The sequence below is a fragment of the Proteus sp. ZN5 genome, from assembly GCF_011046025.1.
In the GTDB taxonomy this organism is placed as follows: Bacteria; Pseudomonadota; Gammaproteobacteria; order Enterobacterales; family Enterobacteriaceae; genus Proteus.
In genome coordinates this window covers 4,109,611-4,123,281 of sequence record NZ_CP047639.1, presented here as the reverse complement: position 1 = coordinate 4,123,281, position 13,671 = coordinate 4,109,611, and the positions used below count along the sequence as shown (strand labels likewise).

Below are 13,671 nucleotides of genomic sequence, written 5' to 3'. Positions count from 1 at the left end.
TCTCCTATTGTGCCTGAACGCGTAATTCAGCAGATGAACGACGAGGATGACCAAGCAACGCATTAACATCACTGGATCTTGGTTTCACCAATTTGAAATGTTGTGACCAATATTCCCATTGCGAAAGTAATCTTTCACCTTGTTGTGAGCCAGTTAGTCTGACGTGTTCTGCAATCATGCCACGTAGATGTTCAGCGAGAATGGCAAAGGATGTGACAGGAAGCAACTCGATTGATGAAGTATTGATCCGTTGTGATAATGTGAGATCTTCATCTAACAGATAGGCAAATCCACCAGTCATTCCTGCACCAAAGTTAATCCCTGTTCTACCCAGAACACAGACAATACCCCCTGTCATATATTCACAACCGTTATCGCCAACACCTTCAACGACAGCAATTGCACCAGAGTTTCTAACAGCAAAACGCTCCCCAGCCAAGCCAGAAGCATAAAGTTTTCCGCCTGTTGCGCCATAAAGGCAAGTATTTCCCATAATGGTAGCGTAATGACTTTTAAATGCAGAGCCAACAGGAGGCGAAATGACAATACGACCTCCAGCCATACCTTTACCCACATAATCATTGGCATCGCCCACTAAGGTTAATTCAACGCCTTGTGCATTCCATACACCAAAGCTTTGGCCTGCGGTTCCGGTAAAATAAAGTTTAATTGGTGTGGCTGATAAGCCGCTTTCGCCATATTTCTTGGCGATAATGCCTGATAATGTTGCTCCCACAGAGCGATCTGTATTACGAATATCGAAATAGTGTGTTTGGCTTTTTTGTTGTTTAACAGCCTCGCAAGTTTGGGCAACAATACGCTGATTTAACTCGCCTTTATCATAAGTATGATTATTTTCCTGACAATAAAGGGCATTGCCTGATGGTGAAGTTGCTGTTTCTAACAATCCACCTAAAGAGAGTTTTTGCTGTTTACTGCTAACACCTTCTAAGCATGAAAGTAGATCAGTTCGACCAATTAAATCGGTGATTTTTTTTACGCCAAGTAGAGCCATTAATTCACGGGTTTCTTGCGCAATAAAACGGAAGTAGTTAATAACACGTTCAGGCAATCCATGATAATGGTTACGACGAAGTGTTTCATCTTGGGTTGCAACACCCATTGCGCAATTATTTAAATGGCAGATACGTAGATATTTACAGCCTAACGCCACCATTGGCCCAGTACCAAATCCAAAGCTTTCTGCACCTAAAATCGCTGCTTTAATAATATCTAGACCTGTTTTTAATCCACCATCGACTTGCAAACGAATTTTATGGCGTAAATTATTTGCTACTAACGCTTGCTGAGTTTCAACTAAGCCTAATTCCCATGGGCTACCGGCATATTTTACGGAAGTTAAAGGGCTTGCACCTGTTCCGCCGTCATAACCCGCAATAGTGATCAAGTCTGCATAAGCTTTAGCAACACCCGTAGCAATAGTACCCACACCAGGCTCTGACACTAGTTTTACAGAAATCAGTGCCGTTGGATTGATCTGTTTTAAGTCGAAAATAAGTTGTGCTAAATCTTCAATAGAGTAGATATCGTGATGAGGAGGCGGTGATATTAGGGTAACTCCGGGCACGGCATAACGCAGTTGCGCAATATAAGGTGTTACTTTATCGCCGGGAAGTTGTCCGCCTTCACCGGGTTTTGCCCCTTGTGCGACTTTGATTTGTAAAACATCCGCACTCATTAAATAAGAAGGTGTTACGCCAAAACGTCCAGAGGCAATTTGTTTAATACGAGAGACTTTATCGGTAGCGTAACGGGCTGGATCTTCGCCACCTTCTCCTGAGTTTGAAAAACCGCCCAATGTATTCATCGCTTGCGCAAGAGCTTCATGAGCTTCTCGGCTTAATGCCCCAATTGACATAGCGGCAGTATCAAAGCGTTTAAATAGTTCGGTTTCAGCTTCGACTTCTGCAATCGAAATAGGCGTTGTCTTGTTATTGAGAACTAACATATCGCGCAAGGTTGTGATTGGGCGTTGCTGCACAAGATTTGCGTAATGCTGATAGTCAGTATATTCCCCACTATTTACAGCTTTTTGTAGTGCTTGAACGACATCAGGATTATAAGCGTGGTATTCCCCTTTGTGGGCGTATTTTAATAAACCACCTGTTTCTAAAGGATAACGGGTTAACCAAGCTCGCTTAGATAGATTAAATAAGTCGTGCTCAAAATCGCTAAAATCAGCGCCATTAATTCGATTATCAACGCCTGCAAAACAGAGTTCGACAACCTTATCATTTAATCCGACCGCTTCAAAAAGTTGAGAGCAACGGTAAGAAGCTACGGTTGAAATGCCCATTTTAGACATGATCTTATACAACCCTTTGTTTATGCCGTTGCGGTAATTAAGCATCACTTGGGCATAGCTTGCTTGCAGGACTTTTTTATCAACACGTTGAGCTAAAGATTCATAAGCAAGGTAAGGATAAATAGCGGTAGCACCAAATCCAAGTAGTACGGCGAAATGGTGAGGATCTCGGGCGCTAGCGGTTTCGACAATGATATTGGCATCACAACGTAAATTATTATCTACCAACGCTTTTTGTACTGCACCAACTGCCATAGGGGCAGGAATAGGCAGTCGCTCTTTAGTGATGTTTCTATCGGATAAAATTAATAACACCGCACCACTATGAACTTCCTGTTGTGCTTTTGCACATAATTGGCGTAACGCAGTTTCTAGGTTGCATTCTGTTGGTTGATAAGTGATATCAAGATGAACGGATTGGTAATAAGGACTTTCTTGATTAATAAGCTGTTGAAAGTCGCTATAAAGCAAAATAGGCGATTTAAAACTCAGCCGATGTGCTTGACCTTCCGCTTCGCAAAATACATTCATCTCGCGTCCAATGCAGGTCGCTAGAGACATGACATGGGCTTCTCTTAATGGATCTATAGGCGGATTTGTGACTTGCGCAAATTTTTGTCTGAAATAGTCATAAATAAGGCGAGGGCGTTGGGAAAGTACAGCAAATGGGGTGTCATCGCCCATTGAACCTGTCGCTTCTTGCCCATTTTCAGCAAGCACATGCAAAATGCTTTCAAGCTCTTCTTGGCTATATGCAAACTGTTTTTGATAAGTGGCTAATAAGGTATCATCAAAGGCGCGTTGTCCTGTGGCTTGCAGTTCCGGCAACTCTTCAAACGGCGTTAAACGCTTGACATTGCGCTCTAGCCACAGCTTATAGGGATGGCGTCTTTTTAAATCTTCATCGGTTTCGGCTGAGTGGAGAATACGTCCATGATGAGTATCGATAACCATTAACTCGCCGGGACCAACACGTCCTTTTTCTCGTACTTCATCTGGCTGATAATCCCAAATACCAATTTCAGAAGCACAAGTGATGATGTTATCTGTGGTAATAACATAGCGTGCAGGACGTAAACCGTTTCTATCTAGCGTACACGCAGCATAACGACCATCTGATAACACAATGCCTGCAGGGCCATCCCAAGGTTCCATATGCATTGAGTTAAAATCAAAAAATGCCCGTAAATCATCATTCATCTGTGGATTATTTTGCCATGCAGGTGGCACTAACAATCGCATTGCACGAACAATATCCATACCACCATTGAGAAAAAGCTCTAGCATATTGTCGAGTGAACTTGAGTCTGAGCCACTCTCATTCACAAAAGGGGCGGCACTTTGTAGATCAGGAATAAGAGGCGTATGGAATTTATAGGCGCGAGCTCTAGCCCATTGGCGATTGCCTGTAATGGTATTAATTTCACCGTTATGTGCTAGATAGCGAAAAGGTTGTGCAAGAGGCCATCTGGGAGTGGTGTTAGTTGAAAAACGCTGGTGGAACAAACAAATTGAAGATTCCATGCGTAGATCAGCGAGATCGGTAAAAAAGCGTGGTAGATCGATGGCCATACAGAGGCCTTTATAAATCGTCACCAAATTAGAAAGACTGCAAATATAAAAATCACTATCAGTAATGCGCTTTTCAATACGTCTGCGAGCAACAAAGAGTCGTCTTTCAATATCACTTATCCGCCAGCCAGCGGGAGCATTAACAAAGACTTGTTCGATTAAGGGAAGAGATGAAAGGGCGATACTACCTAGAATATTCGTGTTGATAGGGACTTTACGCCAACCCACAATAGAGAGCGTTTCGCGTTGAAGCTCTTCTTCAATAATAAGGCGACATTGTGTCGCGATATTAGGATCTTGGCTTAAAAATAGCATTCCAACAGCGTAGTTTTTGGCTAAATGCCAGCCTTTTTCCTCTGCAACTAATTGAAAGAAGCGATCGGGCTTTTGTAAAAGTAACCCACAACCATCGCCCGTTTTACCATCAGAAAGAATGGCTCCTCGATGTTGCATTCTGGCGAGACCGTGGATTGCATTTCTGACAATTTTATGACTGGCTTGCCCTTCAATATGCGCAATCAATCCAAATCCACAATTGTCTTTTTCCTGTGTCTTTTGATAGAGCATTTTTTTGCTTCCTACTTAGTTTGCTGGGCACCTCAAAACAGAGCGCAAAAGGAACGTTTTGGCTCAAAGTATGTAGGTAAATTTATGGGTGCTCATCGGGTGATGTTGTGTTTGCTTAGCTTGGAGTGTTTTTTATATTGCTACGCAATGCCTTTTCAACTTATCGATAAATAAAAATGAGGTCAATGTATGAGGATATTTGACTAGAATAAGATAGATAAGAAATTTTTTAATTTAATATATTGATAAATAAATAAAATATTCTGTTTTGTAAGGAAGTGAATACCCATTTTTAGTGTGAGTTATATCACTTTATTTAAGCCATTTCGCTTTATCACGTCCTTTAATGATAAAAGCGAGTAGTTAGTTATTCTAATGATTATAACAAATTTAGTTTTTTATTGTTTTTATACAGTTTGTATAAAAAAAGACAAATTGAATTTTTTCTAATAAGGTCTATTTATCGTTGATATCGCTATCGTTTATGTAATTAGGTTTTGCATTATTTTTATGAATGCATATATCGGAGAGGTTCTTGTTGAGAGAAAATAGAGAGCTAAATCAAATAAAGTAATGAGAAATAACCACTCTTAGCAAGATTTCTGAATGTTCGCCACTGCACCAATTCATTTTTGGGTTATCATTCCATAGATTCAATATATTGGAGTTTTCAATGAAATTGCTCAAAGGGCTTGCCCAATACTACGTTGACTTGATGATGAGGCTAGGGCTAATCCGCTTCTCATTATTGTTGGCTTCTGCATTAGTTGTTTTAGCGATGGTTGTTCAAATGGCGGTAACATTCTTGCTTGCAGGCGATGTTACTAGTATTGACCTTGTTCGCTCCATTTTTTTTGGGCTGATTATTACGCCTTGGGCTGTCTATTTTCTCTCTGTTGTGGTTGAACAACTTGAAGAGTCACGACGCCGTTTATCTCGTATGGTGGATAAACTGGGTGTAATGCGCCAGCGCGACTTAGAGCTTAACTCTCAGTTAAAAGAGAATATTGAGCAATTAAATTTGGAAATTCAAGAGCGTGAAAAAGTTGAAAAAGCACACCTTGAACTACTTGAAAAACTAAAAAACGAAATGAAGCGTCGTGAATTAACGCAAATCGAGCTTGAACAGCAATCCTCACTTTTACGCTCATTCCTCGATGCTTCTCCTGACTTAGTTTATTACCGTAATGAAGATAATGAATTTTCAGGGTGTAACCGCGCGACGGAACTACTAACAGGTAAAAGCGAAAAGCAACTTATCGGTTTAACACCACTTGATGTGTATGACGAAGATATTGCGATAAAAGTGATGGAAACGGATGAAAAAGTCTTTCGTCATAATGTGTCACTCACTTATGAGCAATGGTTAGTTTATCCTGATGGGCGCAAGGCTTGTTTTGAACTGCGCAAAGTGCCGTTTTATGATCGTATTGGTAAACGTCATGGCTTAATGGGCTTTGGACGTGACATTACAGAGCGTAAGCGCTATCAAGACGCGTTAGAGAACGCGAGCCGTGATAAAACCACCTTTATCTCAACAATCAGCCACGAATTGCGTACACCGCTAAATGGGATTGTTGGATTAAGCCGTATCTTATTGGATACCGAGCTTTCGCCAGAACAACTCAATTACTTAAAAACTATCCATGTGAGTGCGATTACGTTAGGGAATATTTTTAATGACGTGATTGAAATGGACAAAATTGAGCGTAGAAAAATTCAGCTAGATAACCAGCCAATTGACTTTACTGAATTTATTTCTGATTTAGAAAACCTGTCTGGACTGTTAGTACAGCCAAAAGGATTGAAATTCACACTGGAAGCAGAAGAAACGCTACCACATAAAATAACCTCAGATGGAACTCGATTACGCCAGATCTTATGGAACCTCATCGGTAATGCCGTGAAGTTTACCCAAGAAGGTGAAATCAAAGTGCGTATTTGGCAAGAAACACCAGATAAGTTGTTCTTTGAGGTGAAAGATAGCGGAATTGGTATTCCAAAAAGTGAGCTGGAGAAGATCTTTGCCATGTACTATCAAGTCAATGATAGTCAAGGTGGTCGTTCTGCAACGGGAACGGGTATTGGACTTGCTGTCTCAAAACGCCTAGCACAGCATATGGGCGGTGATATTCGTGTTGAGAGTGAGTTAGGTGAGGGTTCTACCTTTACCCTCTCTATCGTCGCTCCTGCGATTGAAGAGCACCACGATATCGAAAGTGATGATGAGCTCTTATTACCGGCTTTAAATATTCTGCTTGTGGAAGATATTGAACTCAACGTAATTGTTGCTTGCTCTGTTTTAGAAAAACTGGGTAATACCGTTGATGTAGCAATGACAGGGCAAGAAGCGTTATCGATGTTTAAGCCTGATGAATATGATTTAGTGCTATTAGACATTCAATTACCTGATATGACAGGGTTCGATATTTCAAGAAAATTACGTCAAGAATTCGACAGTAATGAACTTCCTCCTCTTATCGCTTTAACAGCAAATGTTTTGAAAGACAAAAAAGAGTATTTGGATGCGGGAATGAATGATGTGCTAAGTAAACCACTTTCTGTGGATGCACTTACCGCGATTATCAATAAATTCTGGGGTGATGGTGCGGTTTCTGTGCCATGTAATGAGTCATCGGAATTGTTGAATAAAAATGAAGAATTATTAGATATTGACATGCTGAATCAATACATCGAACTTGTCGGACCTCAATTAATCACTGATGGTCTAGATGTTTTTGAGAAGATGATGCCAAGTTATATGTCAGTCCTTGAATCTAACCTAACAGCTCGTGATGAGAAGGGAATTTCTGAGGAAGGGCATAAGATTAAAGGTGCAGCTGGTTCTATTGGTTTAAAACATTTACAGCAACTGGCTAAACAGATCCAATCATCGGAATTGCCTGCTTGGTGGGACAATGTACAAGAGTGGGTAGATGAGTTGGAAAGAGATTGGAGAAAGGATGTGGAAAGTTTAAGAAACTGGTTGTCAGACACTAGAAAAAAATAACCCCAACCGAAGGTTGGGGTGCGCGAATACTGCGCCAACACCAGGGAAACTTTTCTATTCGCTTTTTTTGATTCTCATTACATAGGCGAATAGGATGAAACTATTCCATACATCATACAAGCAACAAAATAGCAAAGATAAGTTTTTTTGTTACAAGAAACATTTAAATATGTGATGCCGATTGGTGTTTACACCTATAAATGGGTAACTAGTAATCTACTACAAACGGAGAAAGATATGAAATCAATTGCGGTAATTTTAAGTGGCTGTGGTGTGTTTGATGGGAGTGAAATCCATGAATCAGTGCTCACAATGCTTGCTTTAAGCCAAAATAATGCTGAAGTTCATTATTTTTCACCTAATGATTTACAACCAACTGTAATTAATCATATTACAGGTGAAGAAAAATCAGAAAAAAGGAATATAATGGAAGAATCTTCTCGTATTTCTCGTGGGAAAATCTCCCCTTTATCAGAGGCAAAGGCTGAAAACTTTGATGCTGTCATTATTCCTGGCGGTTTTGGTGCAGCGAAGAATTTGTGCAATTTCGCAACAAAAGGGAGTGACTGTGAAATTAACAAAGATCTCTTAAGTTTTGTACAAGCGATGCATCAGCAAAATAAACCATTAGGACTGATATGTATTGCGCCTGTAATGTTACCAAAAATGTTAAATTCTCCAGTAAAATTAACAATTGGAAATGACGCAGAAACAGCACAGGTAATCGAAAAAATGGGGGGTATCCATATAGATTGCCCTGTTGATGATATTGTTGTTGATGAAAAATATCGTGTTGTCACAACTCCTGCGTATATGCTTGCACAATCTATTGCAGAAGCACAGGTAGGTATTGAGAAATTGGTTAAGAAAGTCCTTGAGATGGCATAAATAGTAGGTAAAACAGCAGATGGTACTGGTGAGAAAGTTAAAGAAACTATTAATTATTTTAATTGCTTTATGGCTGTTAACAGTTGTGCTGTTTTCTTTTTTACCTGTACCTTTTTCTGCTGTAATGGTTCAAAGACAAATTTCAGCTTGGAGTGAGTTTGATTTCTCTTATGTATCACATTCCACTTGGGTGAGTGAAAAAGAGATAGCATCAGTGATGTATTTAGCCGTGATTGCATCTGAAGATCAAAATTTTCCCAAACATTGGGGCTTTGATTTTGATGCTATTGAGAAAGTTTTCAAAAAAAGTCATAACAACGGGAAAACATTACGCGGTGCATCGACTATTTCTCAGCAAACGGTCAAAAATCTCTTTTTATGGGATGGTCGTAGTTGGATAAGAAAAGGGCTTGAAACAGGAATGACGCCTGTTGTCGAGCTTATTTGGTCAAAAAAACGTATTTTAACCGTGTACCTGAATATTGTTGAGTTTGGTGATGGGATCTTCGGTGTAGAGCAGGCTTCCCAACACTATTTTAGAAAGCCAGCGAAACAGCTCACAAGTCATGAGGCCGCACTATTAGCCGCAGTATTACCTAATCCGCATATTTACCACGTAAATAAACCTTCTACTTATACCCTAAAACGACAGCAATGGATCTTAAATCAGATGCGGCTAATGGGGGGAATTAGCTTCTTAAAGAAAAATAATTTGTCATAATTCTATAAGGTTTGAAATATCTTTCTATTAGGCTCAGCAATCTTCTCTGATAGCTTTGTTATCGCAGAGGGATCGTTAGATTGGCGAGACTGAATGCGAAATTGTGAAGGCGTCATGCCGTATTTACGTTTAAAAGCATCGCAAAAATAGGCATTACTGCCAAAACCACAGCGATGACTTATTTGAAAAACAGAGTAATTGGAAAATGTCAGGTAATTTAACGCAATTCCCATTCTGACATCCAATAATAACTGGCAGAACGAGACACCTTCTTTACTTAAATGCCGACGTAGCGTTGATGGGGTTGTAAAAAGCGTTTTTGCCACATCTTCTAAATGCCATTTTTTTTGCGGATCTTGCGTAATTAAATGTGTAATTGCCTGATTTTTCGGCTCATCATAGTTAAATCGGAAGATATTTAAAATATCGATACCTTCTTGATACACCGCCATCAAAATAAAAAATAAACATTGCTGCATAAACATGGTTTCTTGAGATGGAGAGCCATGTGGAAGTGGTAAGCACTGTTTTAAAATTCCAAAATTACTTTTTATCACTTCAGGAGTCGATAAATGGTAAGCAGGAAGGTGGCTTGTTAGTGGTGAACTAGATTTAATTAAAGGCTTTAGTAAAGAGAAAACAGATTGAAGCTCTGTTTCACATAACACAAGAGTGTGTAGTTCAATCGATTTATGCGTAAATTGGCTGACTATATCGCAAGAGACTTGACTATATTTTGGAATAATAAGCGTCAAATGACTGGATACATCAATAGATTGCCCATTGATGCAAATCGTACCTTTTGCGCCACTAACCATCGCTATCATCGGGTTTTCGATGTAAAACGTTTTTAAAGACATTTGGTTAGAGGACAGGATGTGTTTGTATTCCATGATCTCCGATATACCGTAGGCAAATTAATCATTAATCTTGCTTAAATGAATAATACTCAAAATTAGCTCATTGGTTGTATAAACTGATAAGCCACGTCTAGAATAATAAATAGAGAGATTATTCTAATTTAAATTAGTGTTGTCATGCAAAGCAGAATGAGAGTGAAGCAGAATATAATCTTGTTGGTAAAACATGGCAATATAGATATCTGCTCATTTTTTACATTTATTTTAAACAGTGTCATTTTTTCTAAATAAATTGTTATTTATTCAAAACGCATTTTTCGTAATAAGGTGTAGAATCGCGCGTCACAGACGAAGGAGATTATCCTGTTCTTAGGATATCACTGTTTGTCTTTTATCCACACCCTATCCAACATTCATTAGCTTATTTTCTATTTGATTTTGAATGACTCAATCTTATGGATAGCGCTGTATGTATTCACGTATTTTCCTGATTTATTGATAATTTTGCCGAGTTGGCAGGAGTGAGTATGTCTGACTTTTCAGGGAAGGGTTGGCTTGCTGAAATCGTTTTACGTTATGAAGTAAAACGCGAAATAACACGTCTTACAGAAAAGCGCCATATCGGCCCATTAATGGTTCAGCGTCCTTTTTATCCTGAGCAAGGTATTGCACACACTTATTTGCTTCATCCCCCAGGTGGTGTGGTCGGTGGCGATAAACTATTGATTAATATTGATGTGCAACCCCAAGCACATGCATTGCTCACAACACCCGGAGCCACTAAGTTTTACCGTAGTGCTGGCGGTGTTGCTCGGCAAGTTCAAACCTTAAAAGTGGCAGCTAATGGTTTTTTAGAGTGGTTACCTCAAGAAAATATCTTTTTTCCTGAAGCCCAAGTTCGCCTAGAAACACATATTCATATTGCATCTACTGCCAGATTTATTGGCTGGGAAATCCAATGTTTTGGTCGTCCCGTTTTAAATGAATGGTTTGAAGATGGCAATGTAAAAGGGCGTTTAAATTTCTATATCGATGAAAAATTGACATTAACTGAGTCGCTTTTTGTCGATGGTTTACAAAAAAGATCGGCCGCCATGCGTGAGTTTCCGATGCTGGGATCACTTTATATCTATCCCGCAACGGACGAATTAAAAAGCCTTATTCAACAAAGTATAGAGGCTTTCTCCGCTTCTTATGATCATGCTATCGAATATGGTTTAACGGATGTAGACGGTATTTTAGTTTTACGGTTATTAGGCTCGCAAACAGAGCCGATGATGGCGTGTTTTGCTCAAGTTTGGCAAACCGTCAGACAACACTGGTTAGGGTATTGCCCTGAGCCGCCTCGTATATGGGCGACATAATCGTTAATTTTAGGAGCAGAAATGGAATTAACACCAAGAGAAAAAGATAAATTACTGCTTTTTACAGCGGGTCTTGTTGCTGAAAGACGTTTAGCGAAAGGGCTCAAGCTTAATTATCCTGAAGCGGTTGCACTTATCAGTTGCGCCATTATGGAAGGGGCAAGAGAGGGTAAAACTGTTGCCCAATTGATGAGTGAAGGACGCACTGTTTTGACGGCGGAACAAGTCATGGAAGGCGTGCCAGAAATGATCAAAGACATCCAAGTGGAATGCACATTCCCTGATGGCACAAAACTTGTTTCTATTCATGATCCTATTGTGTAGGTAATAACATGATACCCGGTGAAATTAGAGTTAACCAAGCATTAGGCGACATCGAACTTAATGCTGGTCGAGAAACAAAAACAATACAAGTTGCCAATCATGGCGATAGACCCGTGCAAGTCGGCTCTCATTATCATTTTTATGAAGTGAATGAGGCGCTGAAATTTGAACGCGAAGGCACATTAGGTTTTCGTTTAAATATTCCAGCAGGCATGGCGGTTCGTTTTGAACCGGGTCAAAGTCGTACTGTTGAATTAGTGGCTTTTGCTGGAAAACGTGAAATTTACGGCTTTCATGGCAAGGTGATGGGTAAATTGGAGAGTGAGAAAAAATGAAAACTATCTCACGTCAAGCTTATGCAGATATGTTTGGTCCAACAACGGGCGACCGTCTGCGATTAGCCGATACTGAGCTTTTTCTCGAAATTGAAAAAGACTTCACCACTTATGGCGAAGAGGTCAAATTTGGTGGTGGTAAAGTTATTCGCGATGGCATGGGGCAAAGCCAAGTTGTCAATGCTGAATGTGTCGATGTGCTTATTACAAACGCCATTATTTTAGATCATTGGGGTATTGTAAAAGCGGATATCGGTATTAAAGATGGCCGCATTGTGGGTATCGGTAAAGCGGGTAATCCTGATGTTCAACCTAATGTGGATATTGTTGTAGGGCCTGCCACAGAAGTGGTTGCAGGTGAAGGCAAAATTGTTACCGCTGGTGGCGTTGATACGCATATTCACTTTATCTGCCCTCAACAAGCACAAGAAGGTTTAGTGTCTGGTGTCACCACCTTTATTGGTGGTGGTACAGGGCCTGTTGCTGGAACAAATGCAACCACAGTAACGCCAGGTATTTGGAATATGCACCGCATGTTAGAAGCCGTTGATGAATTGCCTATTAATGTGGGTTTATTCGGTAAAGGCTGTGTGAGTCAACCAGAAGCCGTTCGCGAGCAAATTGAAGCTGGTGCTATTGGTTTAAAAATCCATGAAGACTGGGGTGCAACACCAATGGCAATTCATAACTGCCTTAATGTTGCCGACGAAATGGATGTGCAAGTTGCTATTCACTCTGACACCTTAAATGAAGGGGGTTTCTACGAGGAAACCGTGAAAGCGATAGCTGGGCGTGTGATCCACGTTTTCCACACAGAAGGTGCAGGCGGTGGGCACGCACCTGACGTGATTAAGTCAGTCGGTGAGCCGAATATTTTGCCTGCTTCTACTAACCCAACAATGCCTTATACCATTAACACTGTAGATGAGCATCTTGATATGTTGATGGTTTGCCATCACCTTGATCCTTCTATTCCTGAAGATGTGGCTTTTGCTGAATCTCGTATCCGCCGCGAAACCATCGCAGCAGAAGATATCTTACATGATATGGGGGCTATTTCTGTTATGTCGTCAGACTCTCAGGCAATGGGACGCGTAGGTGAAGTGATCCTTCGTACTTGGCAATGTGCGCACAAAATGAAATTACAGCGCGGCACATTAGACGGTGATACCGCAGAAAGTGATAACCATCGTATTAAACGTTATGTGGCAAAATACACAATCAACCCTGCTTTAGCACATGGTATTGCACATGAAGTCGGCTCTATTGAGAAAGGGAAATTAGCGGATCTGGTTTTATGGGATCCGGCTTTCTTTGGCGTAAAACCGGCATTGATCATGAAAGGTGGTATGGTGGCTTATGCGCCAATGGGGGATATTAATGCGGCTATTCCAACGCCTCAGCCAGTGCATTATCGTCCAATGTATGCTTGCTTAGGTAAAGCGAAATATCAGACATCAATGATCTTTATGTCGAAAGCGGGGATCGACGCGGGTGTACCTGAAAAATTAGGCTTAAAGAGCTTAATTGGTCGTGTTAAAGGCTGTCGTAACATCACTAAAGCTTCGATGATCCACAATAGTTATGTGCCTCATATCGAGCTTGATCCTCAAACCTATATTGTGAAAGCTGATGGTGTGCCATTAGTGTGTGAACCTGCAACGCAATTACCAATGGCACAACGCTATTTCCTCTTTTGATTAG

At 40.4% G+C, this 13,671-nt stretch carries 9 protein-coding genes; 7 read left to right on the top strand and 2 right to left on the bottom strand.

Annotation, left to right across the window (positions count from 1 at the left end; genetic code table 11):
* Positions 1 to 4: 4 nt before the first annotated feature.
* Positions 5 to 4,465, bottom strand: a complete 4,461-nt coding sequence (gene gltB, locus GTK47_RS18910) for a glutamate synthase large subunit (protein ID WP_165126083.1) — start codon at positions 4,463 to 4,465, stop codon at positions 5 to 7.
* Positions 4,466 to 5,138: 673 nt separating this feature from the next.
* Here gltB and arcB point away from each other — a divergent pair.
* The 3 genes from arcB (at position 5,139) to mtgA (ending at position 9,084) form a co-directional block, all read left to right on the top strand.
* A complete protein-coding gene (arcB, locus tag GTK47_RS18905; RefSeq protein ID WP_165126080.1) occupies positions 5,139 to 7,475 on the top strand; it encodes an aerobic respiration two-component sensor histidine kinase ArcB in 2,337 nt (778 codons plus the stop codon).
* Between the two features lie 237 nt (positions 7,476 to 7,712).
* On the top strand, positions 7,713 to 8,363 hold the full coding sequence (gene elbB / locus GTK47_RS18900) for an isoprenoid biosynthesis glyoxalase ElbB (RefSeq protein WP_165126077.1): 651 nt from the start codon (positions 7,713 to 7,715) through the stop codon (positions 8,361 to 8,363).
* A gap of 19 nt (positions 8,364 to 8,382) precedes the next feature.
* Positions 8,383 to 9,084, top strand: coding sequence for a monofunctional biosynthetic peptidoglycan transglycosylase (mtgA, locus tag GTK47_RS18895; protein ID WP_165126074.1), 702 nt, complete (start codon positions 8,383 to 8,385; stop codon positions 9,082 to 9,084).
* Positions 9,085 to 9,086: 2 nt separating this feature from the next.
* On the opposite strand, the gene GTK47_RS18890 is transcribed toward mtgA, so the two are convergent.
* Positions 9,087 to 9,977 (bottom strand): AraC family transcriptional regulator, encoded by an 891-nt coding sequence (locus tag GTK47_RS18890; RefSeq protein ID WP_165126071.1) that lies wholly within the window; start codon positions 9,975 to 9,977, stop codon positions 9,087 to 9,089.
* 494 nt (positions 9,978 to 10,471) lie between these two features.
* Here GTK47_RS18890 and GTK47_RS18885 point away from each other — a divergent pair, with 494 nt between their 5' ends.
* The 4 genes from GTK47_RS18885 to ureC are packed head-to-tail and all read left to right on the top strand — an operon-like array spanning position 10,472 to position 13,667.
* Positions 10,472 to 11,308: an urease accessory protein UreD gene (locus GTK47_RS18885; RefSeq protein ID WP_165126069.1), complete on the top strand. Its 837-nt coding sequence runs from the start codon at positions 10,472 to 10,474 to the stop codon at positions 11,306 to 11,308.
* Between the two features lie 21 nt (positions 11,309 to 11,329).
* Positions 11,330 to 11,632 carry an urease subunit gamma gene (locus GTK47_RS18880; protein WP_023582851.1) on the top strand — a complete coding sequence of 101 codons (303 nt, stop codon included), beginning with the start codon at positions 11,330 to 11,332 and terminating at the stop codon, positions 11,630 to 11,632.
* Positions 11,633 to 11,640: 8 nt separating this feature from the next.
* Positions 11,641 to 11,967: an urease subunit beta gene (locus GTK47_RS18875; protein WP_088493790.1), complete on the top strand. Its 327-nt coding sequence runs from the start codon at positions 11,641 to 11,643 to the stop codon at positions 11,965 to 11,967.
* Positions 11,964 to 13,667, top strand: a complete 1,704-nt coding sequence (gene ureC, locus GTK47_RS18870; protein ID WP_165126066.1) for an urease subunit alpha — start codon at positions 11,964 to 11,966, stop codon at positions 13,665 to 13,667. The genes GTK47_RS18875 and ureC overlap by 4 nt, the downstream gene beginning before the upstream one ends.
* Positions 13,668 to 13,671: the final 4 nt, after the last annotated feature.

Coding starts and splice junctions, on each gene's coding strand:
- gltB (WP_165126083.1), bottom strand. CDS start 4,465: ATGCTCTATCAAAAGACACAGGAAAAAGACAATTGTGGATTTGGATTG.
- arcB (WP_165126080.1), top strand. CDS start 5,139: ATGAAATTGCTCAAAGGGCTTGCCCAATACTACGTTGACTTGATGATG.
- elbB (WP_165126077.1), top strand. CDS start 7,713: ATGAAATCAATTGCGGTAATTTTAAGTGGCTGTGGTGTGTTTGATGGG.
- mtgA (WP_165126074.1), top strand. CDS start 8,383: ATGGTACTGGTGAGAAAGTTAAAGAAACTATTAATTATTTTAATTGCT.
- GTK47_RS18890 (WP_165126071.1), bottom strand. CDS start 9,977: ATGGAATACAAACACATCCTGTCCTCTAACCAAATGTCTTTAAAAACG.
- GTK47_RS18885 (WP_165126069.1), top strand. CDS start 10,472: ATGTCTGACTTTTCAGGGAAGGGTTGGCTTGCTGAAATCGTTTTACGT.
- GTK47_RS18880 (WP_023582851.1), top strand. CDS start 11,330: ATGGAATTAACACCAAGAGAAAAAGATAAATTACTGCTTTTTACAGCG.
- GTK47_RS18875 (WP_088493790.1), top strand. CDS start 11,641: ATGATACCCGGTGAAATTAGAGTTAACCAAGCATTAGGCGACATCGAA.
- ureC (WP_165126066.1), top strand. CDS start 11,964: ATGAAAACTATCTCACGTCAAGCTTATGCAGATATGTTTGGTCCAACA.